26 protein-coding genes are annotated in these 23,762 nt (G+C 68.1%); 10 read left to right on the top strand and 16 right to left on the bottom strand.

Annotation, left to right across the window (positions count from 1 at the left end; all coding sequences use genetic code 11):
• Nucleotides 1–121: 121 nt before the first annotated feature.
• Genes TVH25_RS00905 through ssd form a run of 7 tightly spaced genes read right to left on the bottom strand, consistent with a single transcriptional unit; the run spans nucleotide 122 to nucleotide 4,720 of the window.
• A complete protein-coding gene (locus tag TVH25_RS00905; protein ID WP_296549843.1) occupies nucleotides 122–493 on the bottom strand; it encodes an Rv3654c family TadE-like protein in 372 nt (123 codons plus the stop codon).
• Nucleotides 493–840: a TadE family type IV pilus minor pilin gene (locus TVH25_RS00900; RefSeq protein ID WP_169623065.1), complete on the bottom strand. Its 348-nt coding sequence runs from the start codon at nucleotides 838–840 to the stop codon at nucleotides 493–495. Before TVH25_RS00900 ends, TVH25_RS00905 begins: the two co-directional genes overlap by 1 nt.
• Before the next feature lie 35 nt (nucleotides 841–875).
• Nucleotides 876–1,079, bottom strand: a complete 204-nt coding sequence (locus TVH25_RS00895; protein ID WP_422423147.1) for a DUF4244 domain-containing protein — start codon at nucleotides 1,077–1,079, stop codon at nucleotides 876–878.
• Between the two features lie 41 nt (nucleotides 1,080–1,120).
• Entirely contained in the window at nucleotides 1,121–1,690 is a 570-nt protein-coding gene (locus TVH25_RS00890) for a type II secretion system F family protein (RefSeq protein WP_169653033.1), read from the bottom strand.
• Nucleotides 1,687–2,481 carry a type II secretion system F family protein gene (locus TVH25_RS00885; RefSeq protein WP_422423146.1) on the bottom strand — a complete coding sequence of 265 codons (795 nt, stop codon included), beginning with the start codon at nucleotides 2,479–2,481 and terminating at the stop codon, nucleotides 1,687–1,689. The genes TVH25_RS00890 and TVH25_RS00885 overlap by 4 nt, the downstream gene beginning before the upstream one ends.
• Nucleotides 2,478–3,650, bottom strand: coding sequence for a TadA family conjugal transfer-associated ATPase (locus TVH25_RS00880; RefSeq protein ID WP_296549837.1), 1,173 nt, complete (start codon nucleotides 3,648–3,650; stop codon nucleotides 2,478–2,480). Before TVH25_RS00880 ends, TVH25_RS00885 begins: the two co-directional genes overlap by 4 nt.
• On the bottom strand, nucleotides 3,647–4,720 hold the full coding sequence (gene ssd, locus TVH25_RS00875) for a septum site-determining protein Ssd (RefSeq protein WP_296549835.1): 1,074 nt from the start codon (nucleotides 4,718–4,720) through the stop codon (nucleotides 3,647–3,649). The genes TVH25_RS00880 and ssd overlap by 4 nt, the downstream gene beginning before the upstream one ends.
• A gap of 348 nt (nucleotides 4,721–5,068) precedes the next feature.
• On the opposite strand from ssd, the gene TVH25_RS00870 reads away from it, so the two are divergent.
• Nucleotides 5,069–5,938: an HAD family hydrolase gene (locus TVH25_RS00870; protein WP_378528922.1), complete on the top strand. Its 870-nt coding sequence runs from the start codon at nucleotides 5,069–5,071 to the stop codon at nucleotides 5,936–5,938.
• A gap of 527 nt (nucleotides 5,939–6,465) precedes the next feature.
• Here TVH25_RS00870 and TVH25_RS00865 read toward each other — a convergent pair.
• Complete coding sequence (locus TVH25_RS00865; protein ID WP_422423144.1) at nucleotides 6,466–7,215, bottom strand: oxidoreductase; 750 nt, start codon at nucleotides 7,213–7,215, stop codon at nucleotides 6,466–6,468.
• Nucleotides 7,216–7,437: 222 nt separating this feature from the next.
• Between TVH25_RS00865 and acs the strand changes: the two genes are divergently transcribed.
• From acs to TVH25_RS00845, 4 genes are all read left to right on the top strand, one after another.
• On the top strand, nucleotides 7,438–9,369 hold the full coding sequence (gene acs / locus TVH25_RS00860; protein WP_422423143.1) for an acetate--CoA ligase: 1,932 nt from the start codon (nucleotides 7,438–7,440) through the stop codon (nucleotides 9,367–9,369).
• Between the two features lie 204 nt (nucleotides 9,370–9,573).
• A complete protein-coding gene (gene nhaA / locus TVH25_RS00855; protein ID WP_422423142.1) occupies nucleotides 9,574–10,791 on the top strand; it encodes a Na+/H+ antiporter NhaA in 1,218 nt (405 codons plus the stop codon).
• Nucleotides 10,791–11,291, top strand: a complete 501-nt coding sequence (locus TVH25_RS00850; protein ID WP_169623049.1) for a phage holin family protein — start codon at nucleotides 10,791–10,793, stop codon at nucleotides 11,289–11,291. Before nhaA ends, TVH25_RS00850 begins: the two co-directional genes overlap by 1 nt.
• A 76-nt stretch (nucleotides 11,292–11,367) precedes the next feature.
• Nucleotides 11,368–12,243 carry an alpha/beta fold hydrolase gene (locus tag TVH25_RS00845; RefSeq protein ID WP_422423158.1) on the top strand — a complete coding sequence of 292 codons (876 nt, stop codon included), beginning with the start codon at nucleotides 11,368–11,370 and terminating at the stop codon, nucleotides 12,241–12,243.
• Nucleotides 12,244–12,278: 35 nt separating this feature from the next.
• On the opposite strand, the gene TVH25_RS00840 is transcribed toward TVH25_RS00845, so the two are convergent.
• The 4 genes from TVH25_RS00840 to nth are packed head-to-tail and all read right to left on the bottom strand — an operon-like array spanning nucleotide 12,279 to nucleotide 15,659.
• Nucleotides 12,279–13,469 carry a MarP family serine protease gene (locus tag TVH25_RS00840; RefSeq protein ID WP_169623051.1) on the bottom strand — a complete coding sequence of 397 codons (1,191 nt, stop codon included), beginning with the start codon at nucleotides 13,467–13,469 and terminating at the stop codon, nucleotides 12,279–12,281.
• Nucleotides 13,466–14,164, bottom strand: a complete 699-nt coding sequence (locus TVH25_RS00835) for an NUDIX hydrolase (RefSeq protein ID WP_169623052.1) — start codon at nucleotides 14,162–14,164, stop codon at nucleotides 13,466–13,468. Before TVH25_RS00835 ends, TVH25_RS00840 begins: the two co-directional genes overlap by 4 nt.
• Complete coding sequence (locus TVH25_RS00830) at nucleotides 14,161–14,838, bottom strand: TlpA family protein disulfide reductase (protein WP_422423141.1); 678 nt, start codon at nucleotides 14,836–14,838, stop codon at nucleotides 14,161–14,163. The genes TVH25_RS00835 and TVH25_RS00830 overlap by 4 nt, the downstream gene beginning before the upstream one ends.
• 5 nt (nucleotides 14,839–14,843) lie before the next feature.
• Nucleotides 14,844–15,659, bottom strand: a complete 816-nt coding sequence (gene nth / locus TVH25_RS00825; protein WP_206037440.1) for an endonuclease III — start codon at nucleotides 15,657–15,659, stop codon at nucleotides 14,844–14,846.
• A 51-nt stretch (nucleotides 15,660–15,710) separates the two neighbouring features.
• Here nth and TVH25_RS00820 point away from each other — a divergent pair, with 51 nt between their 5' ends.
• On the top strand, nucleotides 15,711–15,983 hold the full coding sequence (locus TVH25_RS00820; RefSeq protein WP_169623055.1) for a hypothetical protein: 273 nt from the start codon (nucleotides 15,711–15,713) through the stop codon (nucleotides 15,981–15,983).
• Nucleotides 15,984–16,179: 196 nt separating this feature from the next.
• Nucleotides 16,180–16,854 carry a Crp/Fnr family transcriptional regulator gene (locus tag TVH25_RS00815; RefSeq protein WP_111731607.1) on the top strand — a complete coding sequence of 225 codons (675 nt, stop codon included), beginning with the start codon at nucleotides 16,180–16,182 and terminating at the stop codon, nucleotides 16,852–16,854.
• An 84-nt stretch (nucleotides 16,855–16,938) separates the two neighbouring features.
• Here TVH25_RS00815 and TVH25_RS00810 read toward each other — a convergent pair whose 3' ends face one another.
• From TVH25_RS00810 to TVH25_RS00800, 3 genes are all read right to left on the bottom strand, one after another.
• Nucleotides 16,939–17,727 carry an MBL fold metallo-hydrolase gene (locus TVH25_RS00810; RefSeq protein WP_296549826.1) on the bottom strand — a complete coding sequence of 263 codons (789 nt, stop codon included), beginning with the start codon at nucleotides 17,725–17,727 and terminating at the stop codon, nucleotides 16,939–16,941.
• Nucleotides 17,728–17,832: 105 nt separating this feature from the next.
• On the bottom strand, nucleotides 17,833–18,294 hold the full coding sequence (locus tag TVH25_RS00805) for a RidA family protein (RefSeq protein ID WP_378528347.1): 462 nt from the start codon (nucleotides 18,292–18,294) through the stop codon (nucleotides 17,833–17,835).
• Nucleotides 18,295–18,298: 4 nt separating this feature from the next.
• On the bottom strand, nucleotides 18,299–18,463 hold the full coding sequence (locus TVH25_RS00800) for a hypothetical protein (RefSeq protein ID WP_169623058.1): 165 nt from the start codon (nucleotides 18,461–18,463) through the stop codon (nucleotides 18,299–18,301).
• 47 nt (nucleotides 18,464–18,510) lie between these two features.
• On the opposite strand from TVH25_RS00800, the gene TVH25_RS00795 reads away from it, so the two are divergent.
• Nucleotides 18,511–19,530: an ArsA-related P-loop ATPase gene (locus TVH25_RS00795; RefSeq protein WP_422423140.1), complete on the top strand. Its 1,020-nt coding sequence runs from the start codon at nucleotides 18,511–18,513 to the stop codon at nucleotides 19,528–19,530.
• Complete coding sequence (locus TVH25_RS00790; protein ID WP_296549822.1) at nucleotides 19,527–20,663, top strand: ArsA family ATPase; 1,137 nt, start codon at nucleotides 19,527–19,529, stop codon at nucleotides 20,661–20,663. The genes TVH25_RS00795 and TVH25_RS00790 overlap by 4 nt, the downstream gene beginning before the upstream one ends.
• 20 nt (nucleotides 20,664–20,683) lie before the next feature.
• Here the strand turns inward: TVH25_RS00790 and TVH25_RS00785 are convergent, their stop codons facing one another.
• Complete coding sequence (locus TVH25_RS00785) at nucleotides 20,684–21,007, bottom strand: WhiB family transcriptional regulator (protein ID WP_169653028.1); 324 nt, start codon at nucleotides 21,005–21,007, stop codon at nucleotides 20,684–20,686.
• Nucleotides 21,008–21,288: 281 nt separating this feature from the next.
• Here TVH25_RS00785 and TVH25_RS00780 point away from each other — a divergent pair, with 281 nt between their 5' ends.
• Nucleotides 21,289–23,715: a penicillin-binding protein gene (locus TVH25_RS00780; protein WP_422423157.1), complete on the top strand. Its 2,427-nt coding sequence runs from the start codon at nucleotides 21,289–21,291 to the stop codon at nucleotides 23,713–23,715.
• The last annotated feature ends 47 nt before the right edge of the window (nucleotides 23,716–23,762 follow it).

Genomic DNA, 23,762 nt, shown 5'->3' with positions numbered 1-23,762 from the left:
CACCGCGTCCCGAGGCCTCGTAAATCGGGCAAGTGGCCGACGGCGCCGGAGCCCCCAGTCCTGTGTGACACCCGTCACATGTGATGGGTGTCACATTGGTCCCGCTCGCGCGGTCCGCTCCTCATTCGGTGCCTGTCACCGCGGCCGGACCCGCTCGCGCGACCGCCCTCGCTTCGTCCCCGCCGAAGAGCGACGACACCGGAGCGGTCACCTCGAGGAGCGCGTACCAGTTCTCGATCTCGCATCGTCTCACCCGCACGTGCATGCGAAGCGCGATGGGCTCGGCCGCCTCGCACGCCGCCACGACACCGCGATCGAGCGCCGACGCGACGGCCACCGCGGCGAGGTCGGCCGCGCCCTGCGCACGGTGCCGTGCGACGACGACCGATCCGACATGAAGCAGCGTCGCGGTGACGGCGATCAGGGCCGCCATCACGGCGCAGCCGATCACGCTCGCGCTCCCGCGGTCACCCGCCGGAAGCCGGTCCGACATCACCGCAACCCCTCCGGTTCCCGCACCGAGACGGCTTCGGCCGTCAAGGTCACCAGGGGAAACAGAGGACTCTCGGCCGTCACGACAGCCACGATCAGATCTCCCTCCTCTCGCAGCGTGATTCCGGCGTCGGGGGGCGCGACACGGGCGGCCACCTCGACCGCCCGTGTGCGATCACCTCGTGCGGCGAGTCGCGCGGCCTCTCGCGCCGCGTCGTGACACCGCACCTGATACGCGATGCTCAGCACCGCACCGAGGCACAGGACCAGCACTGTCACCAGACTCGCGATCGCAAGCGCCGCTTCGACGGTGACACCGCCGGCATCCCCGGCCCGGAATCCCCGGATCGCCTCGCACCGGCCGACGCTCGGCCCCCGGCGTCTCACACCGCTGTGTTGAGCGCGCGCTCGACGATGCCGGTCAACGCCGACACGATCGAGTCGCCCGTCACCACCGCGTACAGGACCGCACCGAACGCCGCTGCCGCGATGGTTCCGATCGCGTACTCCGCCGTACTCATTCCGTCGTCGTCCACAACGAGATCCGACACGCGACTCCGGAAACCCCAAATACCGATGGTGCGCATAATTTTCCCTCCTTGCGGCGCGGACGGTCCGCACCGACGTTTCACAACAGCCCTCCCCCGAGCACGTCCCTGGCCAGGCCGATCACTACCGGCACGATGCCCAGACACACGAACGCAGGCAGAAAACACAACCCGAGCGGGCCGCTGACGAGCACACCCGCCCGCTCGATATCGGCGGCCACCCGGTCCTCTGCCTCCGTCCGGTACCGGACGGCCAGTTCTGCCACGGTCTCCGACAGGGGTGAACCGGATTTCGCCGAACGCCGCGCAGCCCTCGCGAAGTCCTCGAGCAGGTCGTCTCCCGGGCCGTCCCATGCCTCGGCCGGATCGGCACCGAGCGCGAGCCTGTCGGCGCCCCTGCGCAGCGCCGCGGCGAAATCCGGTGGAGCCGACTCCGCGACGACACGGGCCGCCGACGGCGCCGGCATTCCGGCGCGCAGACATGCGGCGAAGAGGTCGAACGCAGCCGGCACAGCATTCGGGTCGGGGCGTCCGGCCGATACCTGCAGGCCGGGAACACCTTTCGCATCTCTGAGGCGAGCGTTGCCGCCGGCGATCGGAAGGATCAGCAGGGCCGCGGCAGCGAGCGCGGCAGCGACGGCCGCCGTCATGCGCTCACCCTGTCGGCGATCCGGTCGGTCCACAACAACCCGGCGCATGCCAGCACCGTGCCCGCGACGAGAAGCATGCCGCCGAGTCCGTCGGAAAGCAGAATCCCCACCGGCGCCGCACCCATGAGTTGCCCGAGCCCGACTCCGAGCAACGGGAGGGCCGCGAGGACGGATGCGGTTGCACGCGCCCCTGCCAGGCCCGCGTCCGTGCGAGAGCGAATCCGCATCCTGGCGGAGAGGTCCGTCCGGGCCGCAGCCAGAAGTTCGGTGAGCGCCAGACCGTGCCGATCCGACACGGCCCATGCGTCGACTACCCGTGCCAGACTTCCCGCCAGTCCGTCGCGGTCGCCGGACGGAACCGAGGACCGCAATCCGTCCGACGCGGAACCTCCGAGGCGGGAGCGGGCAGACGCGACCCGGAACGCATCTGCGGCAGGTCCGGTGGTTTCGCGCGCTGCGGTATCGCAGGCGTCGGCAGGATGCGCACCCACTCGCAGATCCGCGATGACTGCCTCCAAGCCGGACAGCAACATTCGCCGATGTGCCTCGATCTGCGCCGCGCGGCGTTTCCGGCGTATCCGCCACAGCGTCGTCGCCGCCACCGTGGCTGCGGCCACCGCAGGTGCGACGCCGACCAGCATGGCGAGTGCGACACCTGCAGCGGCGGCGAGCACTCCCGGGTGACCGACAACGGGAAAACGAAAGGGAACGTGGGGACGGACTCGGTGTGCTCCCGACGAACGCGGGACGACGAGCAACGCGGCGGCAAGGCACAGTGCCGCCCCGATCACGGGACATCCCGTCGGCGAAGAGCACGTTCGAGCGACGCCATGCCCGCGACCGCACCGTGGTCGTACGTCCAGGCCGGCGACACGACGACTCCGGAGACGGGATCGCGTTCGACGACGCCGATCTCGACGAGGCGACGGGCACCACCGGGGCTGCGGTGAACATGAAGGACCACCTGGACCGCGGCAACGAGCTGACTGTGGAGGGCCGCTCGGTCGAGGCCGCCGAGCGCCGCGAGTGCCTCGAGCCGTGCCGGTACTTCGTCCGGCGAATTGGCGTGCACGGTGCCGGCGCCCCCGTCGTGGCCGGTGTTCAGCGCCGTCAGGAGATCGACCACCTCCGCCCCGCGAACCTCCCCGACGACGATCCGGTCGGGTCTCATGCGCAACGCCTGACGGACGAGGTCCCGCACGGTGACCTCCCCGACCCCCTCGACGTTGGGCGCACGCGCGACCAGCCGAACGACGTGGGGATGCGTGGGCACCAGCTCGGCAGCGTCTTCGACGCAGACGATCCGCTCCCGGTGGTCCACTGCTCCCAGCAGCGCCGCGAGCAGTGTGGTCTTTCCGGCACCGGTGCCCCCGACCACCAGGAACGCGAGTCGCGCACGGATGATGCGGTGCAGCAGACGGTAGGCGTCGTCGTGCACCGCACCGCGTTCCCGCAGGGCATCGAGTCCTTGGGTGGCGGGTCGCAGCACCCGCAACGACAGGCACGTTCCGCCCTGCGCAACCGGCGAGAGCACCGCGTGCAGCCGGACTCCGAACTCGCCGTGGCCGGGCAGCCTGCCGTCCACCCACATCTGCGCGTCGTCGAGTCTGCGTCCGGCGAACAACGCCAGACGCTGCGCGAGGCGGCGTACTGCGGTCTCGTCGGCGAAGGTCACGTCGGTCAGGTGCAGTCCGGAGCCCCGGTCGACCCACACCCGATCGGGTGCGGTGACGAGTACGTCTGTGACCGCCGGATCACCGAGCAGCACTTCGAGCGGTCCGGCTCCGGTGAGTTCGGTCTGGAGGTGCCGGAGGGCGGAGAGAAGGTCGGAGTCGCCGAGCACGCCCCCGGCTTCTGCGCGTAGCGCGGCAGCTACCCGCGCGGGGGTGAGATCCCCGGGTTCGTCCGCGAGGCGGTCGCGAACCCGGTCGAGCAGGTCGGCGGCGACAGTCCCGGTCACGCGATCCACCGCGTTCGCGGGCGAGCCGGATCGAGCCCGTCGAGCAGGGCTTCCGCCGCACCGACGAGCGGTGACCGCGACCGCAACCGGATACCCCCGCGTTCGAGTGTCTCGGCAAGGCCCGGTTCGGGCCGCATCGACGCGAGCAGCGGTAGCCCGGTGACCTCCGCGACGTCGTCGGGTGTGAGCCCACCCGGGGCCGGTCCCCGGACGACGAGGCCGGCCGGCACTGCGCGTTCGAGGAGTCGATCCGCGATCCGTGCCGACGACAGCGCTGCACCGACGCGGGCCGGCACGACGACCGCCGTGAGATCTGCGAGGGACAGGAGTGCGTCGGCGACGGGACCGAAGGCCCGCCCGATGTCAGCGATCACGGTCGTCCCGGACCGGTGCACCGCGTCCACGACCGCCGTCGCCGCGCCGGCGGTGAGTTGCGCGCCGGAATCCCGATCCGTGGACAGGACCCCGAGCCCCTGAGTCCACGAGGGGACGGCGTCGCGGAGCGCCCGGGCAGAGATGCGTCCGCTCTCGACGGTGAGCCCGGACCATCGCACGCCGGGCCGTTCCTCGAGTCCGGTGAGCACGTCGATACCGCACCCGTAGGGATCGGCGTCGACGAGCAGGACGTCGCGGCCGGAGTCTCGCCGCGCCGACGACCAGGCCAGGGCGGCAGCGAACGTCGACGCTCCTGCACCACCACAGCCCCCGACGACGGCGATCACCGTGCCGCCGGCTGCGTCGGGCTCGGCGGTCGCACCGATGACGGCGAGCAGTTCCACTTCGCTGTCGGGCAACCCGAGGACGTGTTCGGCTCCCACGACCGCAGCGGCCTGCCACTCCCGCAGGTCGGCGGCTCCCGGACACACGAGTACGACACCGGGCCGCCGCGGAAGATCGGCGGCACACGCCAGCGCCGACGCGTGGTCCACCACGACGACGGCGGCATCGGTCCAGGAACGGCGGGACGGCGGCGCGACGGCTTCGTGGAGTTCGCGATCGGCGGCCGCAGCGACGCGGCGCAACGCCGCGATCAGAGCGGTATCGTCGGTCAGCCCGAGGACGTGGGTCATGTGCTGAGCGTGCGGGGTGAACGCTCCGGCGGGACCGCAGAACTGCGTGCGACGCCGAATCTGGGGATCGTCGGAACGCCTGTGGACAAACCCCGTCACCTGCGGACTTTCGGGGAGGGAACGCCGCCGCGAGGGCCGGCGGGAACCCCCGGAACGAGGACGACCCTCGCCAGGGGGGAGGAGGCGAGGGTCGTCTGTGTTCAGCCCCGGGGGGGTCGGGCTGAACACAACCCGGACGGATCCGGGCAATCGTGATAGTACACCGAACGTGCACGCTGTTTGCAACTGAGCGGACCGGCGTGGCGAGGGCCACGCGCGACCCCCACAGTCCGCCTCCGGGCACCTATTGTGGTGCTCGTGACTGACGCGTCCGGGAACACGAGCACCGGCATCTCGACAGTGGATCATCCGGCAGGAAGTGGCCGCATCGCCGCCTTCTTCGACCTCGACAAGACCGTCATCGCGAAGTCGAGCGTTCTCGCCTTCACGCGCCCGTTCTTCAACGAAGGACTGCTCAGCCGCCGTGCCGTGCTCGAGAGCAGTTACGCCCAGTTGCTGTACGTGCTGTCCGCCGCGGATCAGGACCGCATCGAGCGGATGCGCGAGCACATCGCGCACATGTGTGAGGGCTGGGACGTCGAGCAGATCAAATCGATCGTCGACGAGACTCTGCAGGAAGTGGTCACTCCCCTCGTCTACGCCGAAGCGAAGGACCTCATCGCCGATCACCGGGCGCGTGGTCACGACGTGATCATCGTGTCGGCCTCGGGCGAGGAGGTCGTCACGCCGATCGCGCAGGCACTCGGTGCCTCCCACAGCGTCGGTAGCCGCATGCGGATCGTCGACGGACGGTACGCCGGTGAACTCGAGTTCTATTGCTTCGGGGAGGCCAAGGCCGTCGCGATCCGCGAACTGTCGGACCGGTACGGGTACGACCTGGCACAGAGCTTTGCCTACTCCGACTCCGCGACCGACCTGCCGATGCTCCTGGCGGTCGGCAATCCCCGTGTCGTCAACCCCGGTCGGGCGTTGCGACGTGTCGCGACCGAGAACCATTGGCCGATACTGCGATTCACACTTCCCGTGCCGTTGAAAAGACGTATTCCGACGTCGCCTCGCGCACTCTGGATGGCGGGTGGGATCGCCGGCGCACTCGCCCTGATCATCGGTGTTTCGAGCCGTCTCGCGCGCCGGTCGCACGCTTCGCTGCGGTACTGATTCCGGGCGACCCGCGGCGGATGGCGCACACCGCGTCCGCGGCCCTCCGTGCCACCCGAATATCGCACTGCACAACACGATTTCGCCGAACGGCACAGATGCGACGCGAAGCCGGCATGGGGCTTGCCTACCCCACCGCAAGGGGGGTAGAAAGGAACTACGGAACGACGGAAGGCCAAGAGCGAATCAGAAGAGAAGATTCGATCTCCCGACCGGAGTTCCCAGCACGGAAGCCGAGTACCCACGCGGAGCAGGTGCCACTATAAGGGCAGAAGCGTTGTGGGCTTGCGAGATGTGACTCTTCGAAGGTAAAGACCCCGCACCCGTTGCGAGGCCGAGCCGAGATAATCGCACCGTCGCCGAGGCCGTTGAGACACAACCCATTTCAGCACGCATGGTAACGCGGTTCACCGTGTCAGCGGGTGGTACGCCGATTCTATATCGACGCGTCACCCGCTTTTCCTGTGTCCAGCGCTTGTCGCTGCGGGCCCGGCGGCCTCCGTCGAATCTCCCGAGTGCCGGGCCGATCAGCCCGCGAACGCCTCGGCGATCGAGGTGGCTTCGCGCGCTCCCGCCTCGAGCGACCCGCAGCAGAAGATCACCCACCCGCCGACGCCCTCGGCGGTACCACCGGCGAAACCGTCGATCCCGCTGCGATACGCGTCGAGCCGGCGCATCCAGTGGACCTCGGGCACTCCGAGGTTCCGGGTGTCGAGACCGGTCGCCACACACACCAGCCGCGACGCCGCCCGTGCGACCACGCCGTCCGCGACGCCGAACGGCTTCAATGCCTGCAGTTCGCCGTGCACGATCGCCGCGAGCACCGGCGCGGGTGCGTCCGACCCACCTGTCACGAGTTGCGCCAACGCGTCCAGACGTTCTCCGACCCCGCTCCCGGTACGTGGCCGCCCGAGCTGACCCGCGTCCTCGAGGAGGTCCGCCGCCGCGAGCAGATGCAACCGGGCCAGGGCTTGCAGAGGCGCGCGGCGCCACGTCGACACCATGTTGCCCAGCGCGTCACCGTCGAGCGTCTGCGCGACACGCAGCGCACCGGCGAGGATCGGGTCACCGGCTTCACCGGGCTGCGGCAGCTCCATCGACCCACCGTCGATTGCGGCAGAGGCTCGCGCCGCGCGCACCGACGCCTCGGCTGCGGTGTTCGCCCAGCCCCGCCGGTTCGTGCGATGGCGATGGACCTCCGCGAGCGCGTCGCGCGCACGGTCGGCGGCGTCGCGCACGCCGGGGAGGTCGAGGAGCGGTGCAAGCGGGTCGGTCACAGTCTCCGACGGTACCGCCGGTGTTCCCGGCGACCGCCGGTGGGACCGGGCGTACGCACCGCACCACACCACTCGTCCCCGCCGCAGACCACCCGTCGCTCGAAACCGACCGATGGGCGACTGTGGCGTGACCATATACAGGCGCAACGGTGCGATGCGCGTCACAGATGATTACGCTCTCAGGAGCCCTGACGATAGACGACCCGAAAGGTGCCCCGCATCATGACGAGCGCAGCTCCGGACCACGAACAGCAGGCCTTGCCTCCGAGTGCCGAGTTCACAGCCACCGCCAACGCCGGTCCGGAGTTGCAGGCTGCTGCCGACGCCGATCGCCTCGGATTCTGGGCGACCCAGGCCGAACGACTCGAGTGGGCCTCCCCGTGGACCGAGGTGCTGGACTGGTCGGACGCACCGTTCGCGAAGTGGTTCGTCGGCGGGCAACTGAACGTCGCCTACAACTGCGTGGACCGGCACGTACTCGCCGGCAACGGTGACCGCGTCGCCATTCATTTCGAAGGTGAACCCGGCGACACGCGAGCACTGACGTACAACGACCTGCTGGCGGAGGTCTCCCGCGCCGCGAACACCTTCACGGAACTGGGCCTGGTGGCCGGCGATCGCGTCGCCATCTACATGCCGATGATTCCCGAGGCGATCGTCACGATGCTCGCCTGCGCTCGTCTGGGCCTGACGCACTCCGTGGTGTTCGCAGGTTTCTCCGCGACGGCGCTCCGCTCACGTATCGACGATGCCGAGGCGAAGCTTCTGGTCACCGTGGACGGTCAGTGGCGCCGCGGCGCCGCCGCGCCGCTCAAGGCGTCGGCCGACGAGGCGACCGCCGGTGCCGCGTCGATCGAGCACGTTCTCGTGGTTCGGCGCACCGGCATCGACGTCGAGTGGACCGAGGGCCGGGACCTGTGGTGGCACGACACCGTCGAGCAGGCATCGCCCGAGCACGAGGCGCAGCCGTTCGACGCCGAGCACCCGCTGTTCATCCTCTACACCTCCGGCACCACGGGTAAGCCGAAGGGAATCATCCACACGTCGGGTGGCTACCTCACGCAGGCGTCGTACACCCACCACAACGTGTTCGACCACAAAGCGGGCGAGGACGTGTACTGGTGCACCGCCGATATCGGCTGGGTCACCGGACACACCTACATCGTGTACGGACCGCTGTCGAACGGCGTGACGCAGGTCGTCTACGAAGGCACCCCGAACTCACCGACCCAGCACCGGCACTTCGAGATCATCGAGAAGTACGGGGTGAGCATCTACTACACCGCCCCCACGCTGATCCGCACCTTCATGAAGTGGGGACGGGCGATCCCCGACGCGCACGACCTCTCGTCGATCCGCGTGCTCGGCAGTGTCGGCGAGCCGATCAACCCCGAGGCGTGGCGCTGGTATCGCGACGTCATCGGCGGGGGCAAGGCTCCGATCGTCGACACGTGGTGGCAGACCGAGACGGGTGCGATCATGATTTCCCCGCTGCCCGGGATCACCGCGACCAAGCCGGGCTCGGCGATGGCGCCGCTGCCGGGCATCTCCGCGAAGATCGTCGACGACGAAGCCCGTCCGCTCGGTCCCGGCGGGAACGGCTACCTGGTACTCGACCAGCCGTGGCCGGCCATGTTGCGCGGCATCTGGGGCGATCCGCAGCGGTACCGCGAAACGTACTGGTCACGCTACGAAGACCAGGGTTGGTACTTCGCCGGCGACGGTGCGCGCTACGACGAGGACGGGGACCTCTGGGTACTCGGCCGTGTCGACGACGTCATGAACGTCTCCGGCCACCGCATCTCCACCTCCGAGGTGGAGTCGGCCCTGGTGAGCCACCAGACCGTCGCCGAAGCCGCCGTCGTGGGCGCGGCCGACGAGACCACCGGTCAGGGCATCGTCGCCTTCGTGATTCTGCGGGAGAACGTGGAGAACACCGGTGACGCGCTGATCAAGGAACTCCGCGAGCACGTGGCGGTGGAGATCTCCCCGATCGCGAAGCCGCGTCAGATCACGGTCGTACCGGAACTGCCGAAAACGCGTTCCGGCAAGATCATGCGACGGTTGCTGCGCGACGTGGCCGAAGGCCGCGAACTCGGTGACACCTCGACCCTCGTCGATCCCGCGGTGTTCGACGCGATCCGGGGCAAGTAGCTCCACAGACGGTGCGGCCCCTTCCGGACTTCGTGTCCCGGGGGGGGCCCCACTCGTCTCCGGGCAGCGCGGGTTTGGGGTCGCGCCGGATCGGTCACTCAGGGGCGGGCGCTCCGGCAGGTCTACAATTTTCGACGGTGTGCCGGGAAGTCTGGTCGGCGAGCGCTCGACCCTACCGGAATCCGCCGAACCGAAAGCCGCCCGTTGTCCCAACCCGCCTGGAGCACCTCGCTCGCCCGTTTCCTCCGTACCGAAACCGTGGGCGGATCCCTTCTCCTTCTTGCCGCCGCGCTGGCCCTGATCTGGGTCAATTCCCCACTCGGCGACTCCTACACCGCCCTTCGCGACTTCCAGATCGGTCCGGAGTCGCTGCACCTGCACCTGTCGCTGGGCACGTGGGCCAAGGACGGGCTTCTGGCGGTGTTCTTCTTCGTCGCCGGACTCGAACTCAAACGCGAACTCGTGGTCGGCGAACTCGCAGACCGCAAGAAAGCCCTGCTGCCGGTGATCGCGGCGTGCGGAGGCGTCGTCCTGCCCGCTGTCATTGCCGCGACCGTCGGCTGGGGCGCTCCCGGAATGGATCGCGGCTGGGCGATTCCCGTCGCGACCGACATCGCCTTCGCACTGGGCGTCCTGGCTCTCACCGGTTCTCGCATACCGACCAGTGCACGAGTCTTCCTGCTCAGTCTCGCGGTGGTCGACGACCTGATCGGTATCGCGCTGATCGCGGTGCTGTTCACCTCGGGACTCGCGTTGATGTGGCTGGTCGCGACCGTGGTCCTCGCCGCGGCGTACTGGGTTGCCCAGCAGCGCCGCATCACCACGGCATGGCTGTACGTGCCGCTCGCGCTGCTCACCTGGTACGCCATGCACCAAGCCGGGATCCACGCGACGGTCGCCGGAGTCGTTCTGGGTCTGCTCACACGCGTCCGCACCGACCCCGGCGAGGACTACGCACCCTCCGAGCGTCTCGAGCACCGGATCCAACCCTGGTCGGCAGGATTCTGCGTGCCCGTCTTCGCGCTCTTCGCCTCCGGGGTGCCTCTCGGCGCGGAGATGATCGGCAACGTCTTCACCGACCCGGTCGGTCTTGCCATCGTCCTCGGTCTGCTCATCGGCAAAACGGTGGGAATCTTCAGCAGCGCCTGGCTCGCGATCCGGGTGGGTATCGCGACCCGCCCGACCGGTCTGATGTGGGGAGATCTGTTCGCGCTGGCGGTGCTCGGCGCGATCGGGTTCACCGTCAGCCTGCTCATCGCGGAACTTTCGCTCGGGGGTGTCGACGGTGGCGCCGCCGCCGAGATCGCCAAAGCCGCCGTCCTGGTTACCTCGTTGATCGCGTCGATACTCGGTTCGGCGCTACTGTTACGGCGTGGGCGAGCCCACCGCAAGCAGAACGAACCAACCAAAGGGGTCGACTAGTGAGCGTGACGAACGGGAACCGTCCCGGGGACGGTGTGCCGACGAGTATCTCGGGCATTCCGCTGACGAAGGTGGACGCTCCGACGCCGCGGGATGCCAGCGTCGGTGATCTTGTCCGTGACGTGGCCACTCAGGTGTCGACACTCTTCCGCGCCGAAGTGCAGCTCGCGAAGGCGGAAGTGACCGGTGAGGTCAAGAAGGGCCTGCAAGGCAGCCTCTTCTTCGTCCTGGCGCTCGCCGTCCTCACCTTCAGCTCCTTCTTCTTTTTCTTCTTCCTCGCCGAACTCCTCGACGTCTGGGTTCCGCGCTGGCTCGCCTTCCTCATCGTCTTCCTGATCATGGTCGTGGTGACCGCGCTCCTCGCGTTGATCGGTTATATGCGCGTGCGCAAGGTGCGCGCACCGAGCAAGACGATCGACTCGCTCAAGCAGACGAAGTCGGTCCTGCCGAACCACCAGGACGACCAGGCTCCCGCCGGTCGTCATCACGCAGCGCGCTGATGCGCCGAGCGATATAGAGGTGGCTCCACCCGCCCCGCCCACGGCCCGCTATCCCGGGCCGTAGACGCATCGTGACATCCACGCGAACGGAATCCGGTTCCACGCGGTCGAAACCGGCCCGCACGATCCGGACACCCCGCTCGTACTCTTCGTGCACGGTTTCGCGGACCTGTGGTGGTCCTGGCGTCACCAGCTCACCGCCTTCGCCGAGTCGGGCTATCGAGCCGTGTCGGTGGACCTGCGCGGCTACGGCGATTCGGACAAGCCCCCGCGCGGATACGACGGCTGGACCCTGTCCAACGACATCGCGGGTCTCGTCCGCGCGCTCGGGCACAGCGAGGCGATCCTCGTCGGGCACGCCGACGGCGGGCTGGTCTGCTGGGCGACGGCGGTTCTGCATCCTCGGCTCGTGCGTGCCATCGCCGTCGTCGATTCACCCCACCCGATCTCTCTGCGCGACGGGGCACTGCGCGACAAGGCGCAGCGAAAAGCACTCCTGCCGACGTTCCTGTCGTATCAGGTGCCGTGGCGGCCCGAACGTCGGCTGGTTCGCGACGAGAGTCGCGAGATCGAACGGCTCGCGCGCCTGCGCTCGGGGCCGGAGTGGCAGGCCACGCCGGAATTCTCCGACGTCGTCGAGCGCCTCCGCTCGGCAATCCGTATCCCCGGCGTCGCGCACTGCACGCTGGAATACCAGCGGTGGGCATTCCGGAGCCAGTGGCGGCCCGACGGGCGACGTTTCATGAAGGCGATGGACGTCACACTCTCGCTGCCGGTCCTCCAGTTGCACGGCGTGCTCGATCCGTACGTACTGGCCGCGACGCTGCGCCGGTGCAAGCGTCACGCGCCCGGACGCGTCCTGAAGTTCGTCGACGGCGCGGGTCATTACGCGCATCAGGAGAAGCCCGACGTCGTGACGTCGCAACTACTCGGCTTCGTGCGGGGTCTCTGACTCCGACGGACAACCGCACGGGCCGGGCGCCGGCGTCAGACGATGCAGACGCCGGTTTCCACGGGTTCGAACACCGACCCGGCCAGTGCGAGTTGACGGCTGATCTCCCCGGCCGTGAGCACGAATCCCGTATCGGAGTCGTCGATGGCCGCGCCGAACACCATGCCGAGGACGAGACCCTGCGCGTCGACGAGTGGTCCACCGGAGTTGCCCTGCTGGATCAGACCGCGCACGGTGTAGACCTCTCGTTCGACAGTTCCGCTGCGGTAGATGTCGGGTCCCTGCAGATCCAGCGTTTCGCGGACCCGTGCGGCGCTCGCCGTGTACGGCCCGCCACCCGGATAGCCGAGGACGATCGCGTTCTCACCCGAGTCCGCGGGCACGGGGGCGAATGCCAGCGGTGGGGCCGTGAGCCCGGGCACCGACAGGATCGCGACGTCCACGGCCGGGTCGAACAGCACCACGGAGGCGTCGAGTGCGCCCTGTTCGGTGTCGACGGTCACGGCGGCAGTGCCCGCCACGACGTGGGCGTTCGTCATGACCCGTTCCGGCGCCACGACGAAGCCGGATCCTTCGAGTGCCTTCTGGCAACTCGGCGCGAGTCCGTTGATGCGGAGCACGCTCGGATGGAGATCTGCCGCCACCGGGCTGTCGAGCAACGAAGCGTCGGGGATCGCGACCTCGGCGATCGGGGTCCTGCCGAACGGTCCGATCACCTCGGGTAGCCCGGACGTGTCGAGCAGAGCCGAGAATTCGTTGGGTATCGCCCGCATCCACTCGGGAGCGAATTCGTCGACGGTGCCGAGGACATGAGAACCCCGCACCGCTGCGGACACCACGGGCTGAGTGGTGGCCGTCAGCGGAATGGCGAGAAGCCAGGCGGCGACGAGCACGGCGACGGCCTGCAGACCCGCGCCCACGACGCTGTCGACCGCCCGGACGCCGGGGCTGTGGATGCCACTGCGGGCAGCCCGGCCGAGCACCATCCCGGCCACCTCGCCGATCACGACGAGCACCACGATCAACGCGATCCCCGCCAGGATCCGCATTCGCCCCTCTTCGACGTGCACGAGCACGTGCGGCGCGATGAGAATGCCGGCGATCGCACCGAGCAGTACACCCAGGAACGCGAGGGCCGACGCAACCGCGCCCTGCCTCAGTCCCGACGATGCCGCGATGACGACGATCAGCACGATGATCAGGTCGAGCCAGCCGGATCCGGTCACGGTTCGACCACCTCGGTCTCCATTTCGGCGAGTACGACATCGAGGTCACGAATGTCGTGGTGATCCCATTCGATTTCCCATCCGGAGACGGCGAACAGGCCTGCGAGCACTCCTGCGGTGAAACCCCACACGAGCATCCCTTCGACCCGGAAGGCCGGTCCGCGATAGCCGAGCGCGTGCCGTACCTGGAAGCGGTTCCGCGGGTCGAGCAAGTCGTGCAGCGACACGCGCACCACGCGGGAAGCCTCGGCGGGATTGACCACACCGACGGGGCTCGGACGCTCCCAGTACGCGATCACGGGTGTCACGTCGAAGCCCGAGGGCGGGATGAACAGTTCGGGGAGCACAGCGAGCGGACGTACCCCGGCGGGGTCCAGGCCCGTTTCCTCCTGCGCTTCGCGCAGAGCGGTGTGTTCGGGACCCTCGTCGTCGGGATCGGCGGCGCCACCGGGAAACGCGACCTGTCCGCTGTGCTGGCGCAGGGTCGCCGCACGCTGGGTGAGCAGCACATCCGCGTCGGCCGGCAGGCCGCCACGGGCGAGCGGGTCAGGCGTCGGCGAACCACCGAACAACACCAGGACCGCCGCTTGCCGGACCGGGAGCCCGGAGGGCGCGCGCCGGTTGATGATCGGATTGTCGTCGTGCGGGTCCTTCGGCTCGAGGGTCGTGACCTTCCGCAACCAGTACGGCGTCATACCGCCACCCCCAGGTATTCGTCGACCACGGCGGCGACCTCGTCGGCGGAGCGGAAGGGCTGAGGCAGCACTTTGGCCACCGAGCCGTCGGCTCGCAGCAGGATCGTCACCGGCAGCACCGCCGGGGCTCCGACCGCGGCCTGGACTCGTCCGGAGCCGTCCTGCACTCCGGGCAGATGCACGTCGTAGTCCGTCAGCTTGCTCAGCGCATTGGCCTCGTTGGGATCGGTGTGCACCGTCACCACGGTCACCGCATCTCCGGCTCGTTCGGCGAATTCCTCGAGCACGGGCAGTTCTTCGGCGCACGGGCCGCACCACCACGCCCACAGATTCACCACAGCCGGTTTGCCCGCGAGTGCGGCGGCCAGGTCCACCGTGGAACCGTCGCCGACGCATTCGAACGTCAACCCCGCGAGCGGGCTGTCCGCAGACGCTCCCGCTGCAGGCGTTCCCGCTGCCGGCGGGCAGGGATCCAGAGCGGCGGTTTCCCGGAGGGGCGCGAGAGCCTGCGGGTTGTCCTGCGCTCGCCGGTCGACGGGTGCGGCCGAGGTCGCAGCGCCGGTCGCCGAGGGAGCCGGTGCGTCATCGTTGCCGCGCGGCCAGATGGCGACGATCAAGGCGATCACGACGACCAGTGCTGCCAGGCTCCAACGGCCTGCTGAGGAAGGGTGCACCGGCGTCACCTACCGGCCAGCTCGAGCAGATGCTCGGTCTCCGGTCCCTTCACCAGCGCGGCGGCGGTCGGCGGGTCGGTGGGTCCGATCCCGTAGGACGGGCAATCCTTGGCGAGCACGCACACTCCGCAGGCGGGTTTGCGCGCGTGGCAGACCCGACGGCCGTGGAAGATCACCCGGTGGGACAGCAGCGTCCACTCCTTGCGTTCGATGAGCGTTCCGACGGCGTGCTCGATCTTCACGGGGTCGGTTTCCGTGGTCCACTTCCAGCGTCCGACGAGCCGAGCGAAGTGCGTATCGACGGTGATTCCCGGCACATCGAAGGCGTTGCCGAGAATGACGTTCGCGGTCTTGCGCCCGATGCCGGGCAGCTTCACGAGGTCGTCGAGCCGAGCCGGCACCTCGCCGTCGTACTGCTCGAGCAGAGCCTGGCCCAGACCGATGAGTGCGTTCGCCTTGTTGCGGAAGAAGCCGGTGGATCGGATGAACTCTTCGAGCTCCGTCCGGTCCGCTTCGGCGTAGGCGCGGGCATCGGGGTACCGGGCGAACAACGCGGGAGTCACCTGGTTGACGCGCACGTCCGTGCACTGAGCGGACAGGATCGTCGCGACCGCCAGTTCGAGCGGCGTCGTGAAATCGAGTTCGCAGTACACATGGGGAAAAGCCTCGGCGAGCCGCCGATTCATCCGTCGCGCGCGGCGCACCAGCGCGAGCCGGGATTCGGAGCGGGGGGCCGCGCCCGAGTCACCACGGGGAGCCTGATCGGAGCTCTCGGACGGGGTCGCATGCACCTGGACCACTGTACGTAAACCCCTCCGCATCAATCCGCCCCCGTGTCTCATCTGAGACCTAACCCGTGTTTACTTCCCGGTATGCAAGCTCTCGCTGTGGTGCTTTTCCCAGTGCTGCTGACGCTGTTCGCACTCGCCATGGAGCGTGTCGAGTCCCGCCTGAGTCGTCTTTCCGTCCGCGAGGACGAGGTCGAGGAATTCCTCGACCAAGCCGACCAGGGCGATGTCGCCGCGCTCGCTCGCGAAGGTTTCCCCGGGGCTCTCGCCCGGTTCCACCGCCGTCGGCGCCGGGGGTCGACCGAGTCGGACGGCAGCACCTCACATCACGGTCTCGGGACGCGTCGCGCCAGCTGACCCACATACTCGCCGGTAGCCTGCGAGAAGGTTTTCGGAAGCAAAACACCCGATCCGTGGTGTCGGTCACTCACGCCTGACCTCGGCACAGTAGACTGGGGAGTCGTACGCCTGACAGGTGACCTCCGTCGGATGCCCGTAGACGTGCCGACACAGCAGCAAGACAACGTTTTTTCATTTCCCAAAAGGAGCGCACGTGGACGAGGTCCTGGCCAGAGCAGGCATCTTCCAAGGAGTCGAGCCCTCTGCGGTTGCGGCGCTGGTCAAAGAGCTTCAGCCGGTCGATTTTCCCCGTGGCCATGTCATCTTCAACGAAGGTGAGCCCGGCGACCGCCTGTACATCATCGTCTCCGGCAAGGTGAAGCTCGGTCGGCGTTCGCCCGACGGTCGCGAGAACCTGCTGACCATCATGGGCCCGTCCGACATGTTCGGCGAGTTGTCCATCTTCGACCCGGGCCCCCGTACGTCCACCGCGACGACCGTCACCGAGGTGCGTGCCGTGAGCATGGACCGCGAGGCACTCAAGGCGTGGATCGACCAGCGCCCCGAGATCGCCGAGCAGCTGCTCCGCGTGCTGGCCCGCCGGCTCCGCCGCACGAACAACAGCCTCGCCGACCTCATCTTCACCGATGTTCCCGGTCGCGTCGCCAAGGCTCTGCTGCAGCTCGCGCAGCGTTTCGGCACGCAGGAGGCGGGCGCTCTGCGCGTCACGCACGATCTGACGCAGGAAGAGATCGCCCAGCTCGTCGGTGCGTCGCGCGAGACCGTGAACAAGGCTCTCGCCGACTTCGCGCACCGCGGCTGGCTGCGCCTCGAAGGCAAGAGCGTCCTGATCTCCGACTCGGAGCGTCTGGCGCGTCGCGCCCGCTGACACGCGGCATCACGACACACGGGCGAGCCCGGCACGCGACACGCGTCCCGGGCTCGTTCGTTTACGGGTTGTGAGGTCTCGCCGTCAGGCGAAGCTCCTCAGGTATTCGAGTTGCACGTTCACCGACTTCTCCGCCGCGTCCCACAACGACCGGTCGACATCCGCATACACGTGCTCGACGACGAGGCGCGCTGTCGCGTCCTCACCGAGGGTGCGCACCGCGGCACGCACCTGTTCGAGGCGCTGCTCGCGATGGGCGAGGTAGTCCCGCGCGATCGTCTCCAGGTCGTCCAGTTCGGGGCCGTGCCCGGGCAACACCGTGTAACCCGGCCCCAAGCCGATCAGTGCACGCAGCGAGCGGAGATAGTCGCCGAGATCGCCGTCGGTGTCGTCGAGCACCGTGGTGCCGCGTCCGAGGATGGTGTCCGCGGTCAGGACACTGTTGTCGTCCTCCACGACGAAGGACAGCGAATCCGCGGTATGGCCCGGTGTCGCGAGTACGCGAATGCGAAGCCCGGCGGCTTCGACGACGTCACCGTCGGAAAGTTCGTTTCCGCCGCCGTGCCGGTGATCGGCCGACGACGCATGCACGGGGCAGTTGGCGAGTTCGGCGAACCGGCCCGCACCTTCGGTGTGGTCGAAGTGCCGGTGACTGATGAGTGTCGCGGCGACAGGAACCTGCGCGACGCGCGCGAGATGCGCTTCGTCGAGCGGGCCCGGATCCACCACGACGCACTCGTCTGCCCCGGGCGCACGGAGGATCCACGTGTTGGTGCCCTCCAAGGACATGACCGAGGGGTTCTCTGCCAGGACCACGGCAGCGTTCTCCGTGATCTGCCGCAGCCGGCCGTACGCGGGGTGGACCAGCGCCATGTTCTTGCCTTTCCTGACAGGGACGTCGTGGTCGATCCCACTCTACGAGGGCCGCGGATCGATGTCCCGGGCCACGACCCCCGTAGATCGGGTCACCGCCGTAGGTCAGCGCACCTCGACGATGAGTTCGACCTCGACGGGAGCCCCGAGCGGCAGTTCCGCGACGCCCACGGCGGAGCGGGCGTGCGCACCGACGGCACCGAACACCTCACCGAGGAATTCCGACGCGCCGTTGATCACGCCGGGCTGGCCGGTGAAACCCTCGGCCGAGGCCACGAATCCCACCACCTTCACGATGCTGGCGATGTTGTCCAGGCCGACGAGTCCATCGATTGCCGCCAGCGCGTTGAGCGCGGCGGTACGTGCCGCCTGCTTCGCGTCCTCGGGCGAGACCTCGGCGCCGACCTTGCCGGTGTGGGTGAGGGTGCCGTCGACGAGCGGCAGCTGGCCCGAGGTGTAGACGATGTCACCGGAACGGACGGCGGGCACATACGCCGCCACCGGCTTGGCGATCGGCGGCAAGCTGAGCCCCAACTCGGCGAGGCGTGCGGACCACTGTTGTGCCACCGCGTCAGCCCTTCGGACGCTTGAGGTAGGCAACGTGCTGTTCGCCGGTGGGTCCCTGCAGGACGGTGACGAGTTCCCACCCGTCGGAACCCCAGGTATCGAGAATCTGCTTGGTCGCGTGTGTGAGCAGGGGCACGGTCGCGTACTCCCACGTAGTCGTTTCACTCATGTCATGACCCTATCCGCCGCCTTAACGAGCGCACGACTTATAGGCTCGTGGTCGTGGCAACACCGACATCTCATTCCGGCGAGTGGCCGGCCGGCGCCGCACAGGCGCGACTGCACTTCGTGTCCGGCAAGGGCGGTACCGGCAAATCGACGGTCGCGGGAGCGCTCGCGCTCGCGCTCGCCGCGGGCGGCCGCAAGGTCCTGCTCGTCGAGACGGAAGGCCGGCAGGGAATCGCGCAGTTGTTCGACGTTCCGCCGTTACCGCCGGTAGAGACGAAGATCGCCTCCGCCGAGGGCGGCGGAGTCGTCTCCGCGCTCGCCATCGACATCGAGGCGGCGTTCCTCGAATACCTCGACATGTTCTACAACCTGGGGTTCGCGGGCCGTGCGATGAGGCGGATCGGTGCCGTCGAGTTCGCGACCACCCTCGCACCGGGTCTGCGTGACGTGATTCTCACCGGCAAGATCAAGGAAACCGTGGTGCGCACCGACGCGTCGGGACGCCGCGTATACGACGCGGTGGTGGTCGACGCGCCGCCCACGGGACGAATCAGCAGTTTCCTGGACGTCACCAAGGCCATGGCGGACCTCGCGAAGTCCGGCCCGATCCGGTCGCAGAGCGAAGGCGTGGTGCGGTTGCTGCACTCCGACGAGACGGTCGTGCACCTTGTCACTCTGCTCGAAGCGCTACCCGTTCAGGAAACCGCGGACGCGGTCGAGGAATTGCAGGCAGCAGATCTGCGCCTGGGCACCGTGATCGTCAACCGCACCGCGCCCGAACATCTGCCCGAAAATCTCGTCGATGAATTTGCCGGCGGGCGGGTACCCGGAGAATCGATCCGCGCCGCGTTCGGCCGGGTCGGGGTGAAGCTCTCCGACGACGATTTTGCCGGGCTGCTCACCGAAGCCATCGAGCACGCTGCAACCTTGCAGGCACAGCAGGTCAGCGCCGCTCAACTCGACGACGTGAAGGTGGCGCGCATGTCCTTGCCCTCCATGGCCGACGGCATCGACCTCGGCGGCTTGTACGAGCTTGCCCAGGCACTGACCGAGCAGGGCGTCCGATGACCGGGAAGGCCCGCGTCGCCACTCCGCTCGATGTCGGCGGAATCCTGGCCGATCCGTCGTCGCGGGTGATCGTGTGCTGCGGATCGGGAGGCGTCGGGAAAACGACCACTGCTGCCGCGCTGGCGTTGCGCGCTGCCGAGAAGGGCCGCAGCGTGGTGGTCCTGACGATCGACCCGGCGCGTCGGCTCGCGCAGGCCCTCGGGGTGCAGAGTCTCGACAATTCGCCGCAGAAGGTGGAACTCCCGGCCGGATCCACCGGCGAATTGCACGCGATGATGCTCAACATGCGTCGCACGTTCGACGACATGGTCCTCGAGCATTCCACGCCCGACAAAGCCCAGCAGATTCTGGACAATCCCTTCTATCAGACCGTCGCGTCGTCGTTCTCCGGTACGCAGGAGTACATGGCGATGGAGAAGCTCGGACAGCTCGCGCAGAGCGACGAGTGGGATCTGATCGTCGTCGACACACCGCCGTCCCGGAATGCGCTGGACTTCCTCGACGCTCCGCAACGGCTCGGCGCGTTCCTCGACGGCCGGATGATCCGGATCTTCACCGCTCCCGGCCGGGGCATCGGGCGTCTGGTCACCGGAGCGATGGGCATCGCTCTCAAGGCCGTGTCGACGATCGTGGGCAGCCAGATGCTGTCGGACGCGTCCGCGTTCGTGCAGTCGCTCGATTCCATGTTCGGAGGGTTCCGCGAGCGCGCCAACCGGACCTATCAGCTGCTCCAGCAGCCCGGCACCCACTTCATGGTGGTGGCGTCCGCAGAACCGGACGCGCTCCGAGAGGCCTCCTACTTCGTCGAGCGGCTCGGTGAGGACCGGATGCCGCTCGCGGGCCTGGTGCTCAACCGAACGCATCCGACCCTGTCGAAGATGCCCCCGGACCATGCGCTGACCGCGGCCGACGCACTTGCCGAGCGGGGCGGTGACGACGCGGAGGCTGCCGAAGCCGTCCTGCGTATCCACGCGCACCGCGCAGTCACAGCCAAGCGGGAACTACGTCTGCTGCGGAGTTTCACCGCCGCGAACCCGCGCGTGCCCGTGGTGGGCGTGCCCTCGTTGCCGTTCGAGGTGTCGGACCTCGAGGCGCTGAGGGCCGTGGCCGACCAGCTCACCCGCGAGGCCTGAACCTCTGCGGGTGGGCGGTGTCAGACCGCGTTCTGGTGGTGACGCTGCGCTGCGAAGAAGTCTGCCCAGGATTCGACCTCGGGGTGCTGCTTGAGAAGTGCTCGGCGCTGGCGCTCGGTCATGCCTCCCCAGACACCGAACTCCACTCGATTGTCGAGTGCGTCAGCGCCGCACTGGAGCATCACAGGGCAATGTCGGCAGATGACCGCGGCTTTGCGCTGTGCAGCGCCTCGCACGAACAGTTCATCGGGATCGACTTCGCGGCACCGTGCCCGGGAAACCCAGGCAATGCGTGCTTCCGCTTGGTCGACGTCGAGCCGGGCCGTCGGGGTGGTCATGTGCATTCAGTTGCCCCTCTACTCTCCGAACACCGCTACGCGGTGTCCGATATTGCGTAGGAGTCGCGCCGTAGCGCTTCCCCTATAACGCAATCTCCCCTGTCAAGGTGTTACCTGCATCACACTGATGTCTCAATCTAGGTAACCTGACGCCCGGGCGCAAGGCGAGGAAAACCTTTTCTGGTACGTACGTGCATAGCTGCACGTCGCGCGGCATGCCGCCGCCCTCAATACGACCGCGGAGGACGGCTGCCCGTACTGTGTACTTCGTGTCGATCCGAAGCACGGTGGCGAAGCTTGTTGGTTGTACCGCCCTCGGCGGCGTTCTCGTGGCAGGGATGCTGTTCCCGGCCGCAGGGGGTTTCGGGTACGTCTCCAACCGCGCCGCCGACACCGTGGACAACAGTTCTGCCGAACTCGTGGAGGGTGTCGTCCCCGCGGTGACCACGATGGTGGACAACGCGGGCAACCCCATCGCCTGGCTGTACGAGCAGCGCAGGTTCGAGGTGCCCAGCGACCAGATCTCCAACGAGATGAAACTTGCGATCGTCTCGATCGAGGACAAGCGCTTCCCGGAGCATCGGGGTGTCGACTGGCAGGGCACGATGCGCGCGTTCCTCACCAACACCACGAGCGGTCAGGTCGAGCAGGGCGCGTCGACGATCGACCAGCAGTACGTGAAGAACTACATGCTGCACGTCGTCGCCAAGACCGACGCCGAGCGCCGTGCCGCCATCGAAACCACTCCGGCTCGTAAGATCCGTGAGATCCGGATGGCGCTCACACTCGACGAGAAGCTGACCAAGGACGAGATCCTCACCCGGTATCTCAACCTGGTGCCGTTCGGCAACGGTTCCTTCGGAATCCAGGACGCTGCGCAGACGTACTTCGGCATCGACGCCAAGGACCTGAACATCCCGCAGTCCGCGATGCTCGCCGGCATGGTGCAGTCCAGTTCCGCACTGAACCCCTACACCAACTCCGAGGGCGTCCTCGAGCGTCGCAACATCGTTCTCGACACCATGATCGAGAACATTCCCGAGCGTGCCGCGGAGATCCGCGAAGCCAAGCAACTCCCCCTCGGTGTCCTCCCCGAACCCAACACGCTGCCTCGCGGCTGCATCTCCGCAGGTGATCGTGGCTTCTTCTGCGAATACGCGCTGCAGTACCTCGAGAACGCCGGGATCTCGCGCGAGCAGATCGACAAGGGCGGATACGTCATCCGCACCACGCTCGACCCCGAGGTCCAGTCGTCGGTGAAATCGTCGCTCGACAAGTTCACCAGCCCCACCGTCGATGACGTCGCCTCCGTGATGAATGTGATCGAACCCGGCCAGGACACGCACAAGGTCCTCGCGATGGGCTCGAGCCGCACGTACGGCCTCAACGGCGACAACAAGGAAACCGTCCAGCCGCAGCCGTACTCGCTCACCGGTCACGGTGCCGGGTCGATTTTCAAGGTCTTCACCGTCGCCGCGGCGATGGAGCGGGGCCTCGGCACGTCGGCAGTACTCGACGTCCCCAACCGGTACAACGCTCGCGGACTCGGCGACGGTGGTGCCCGCGGTTGCCCGCCGAACTACTACTGCGTCGAGAACGCCGCCCCCTACCCGGCGAGCCTGTCGGTGAGCGATGCGCTCGCCCAGTCACCGAACACCGCGTTCGTGAAGCTGATCGAGGCCACCGGTGTCGAGTCCGTCGTCGACATCTCCGTGCGACTGGGCCTGCGCTCGTACCTGCAGCCCCGCACGTCCGGATTCGGCGACCAGTCGATGTCGGACATGCAGAAGGATCAGCACCTCGGGTCGTACACACTCGGGCCGACCTGGGTCAATCCACTCGAACTGTCGAATGTCGCGGCAACTCTCGCGTCGCACGGCAAGTGGTGCCCCCCGTCGCCTATCGAGGGCGTGTTCGACCGCGAGGGCAAGCCTGTTCCGATCACCCAGGAGGCCTGCGAGCAGGTCGTCGAGCCCGGCCTGGCGGATACCCTCGCCAACGCACTGAGCAAGGACACCTCGGGCGGTGGCACGGCAGCGGGTGCCGCCGGATCCGTGGGATGGAACCTGCCCGTCTCGGCCAAGACAGGTACCACCGAGTCCCACATGTCGTCCGCATTCCTCGGCTTCACCAACCGGTACGCGGGCGTCGTCTACACCTACGGTGACTCCCCCACGCCCGGCCAGATCTGCTCCGGTCCCGTCCGGCCCTGCTACGACGGCAACCTCTTCGGCGGCACCGAGCCGGCGCGAACCTGGTTCTCCGCGATGCTGCCGGTGGCGACACGATTCGGCTCGATCGAACTTCCGCCGGTAGACCCGCGTTACGTGCGCGGTGCCGGCAACGCCCAGGTGCCCGACGTGGCGGGGCTCCCTCGTGAGCGCGCCACGCAGCAGCTTCAGGACGCCGGATTCTCGGTGACGGAGGCGACGGTGAAAGCCGAGCAGCGCGCCGGCACCGTGACGAGCAGTTCCCCCTCGGGTTCGGCCGTCCCGGGCAGCACGGTGACGATCTTCGTCAGTGACGGCTCGGTGCGCGCCGTGCCGTCGGCCAGTGCCACCCCCGCCCGGCCCGACGGCCGGGAGGTGCCCGACACCACCAGCCGTTCCACTCCGGCGCCTATTCCGGGCCGGGAACCGGAGCAATCCGAATCGTCGCCGCCGCCGGACGAAGATTCGTCGACGACCACCACTCCGAGCAGACCCGACAACTGACCGGTCCCGATAGATCAGGGCGCGACCTCCACGAGGTCGCGCCCTGA

Origin of the sequence: Rhodococcus sp. 7Tela_A2, from assembly GCF_049311045.1 — a bacterium.
GTDB lineage: Bacteria > Actinomycetota > Actinomycetes > Mycobacteriales > Mycobacteriaceae > Rhodococcus.
Note: the sequence above shows the minus strand (reverse complement) of the source record. Positions and strands in the feature narration are given on the sequence as shown.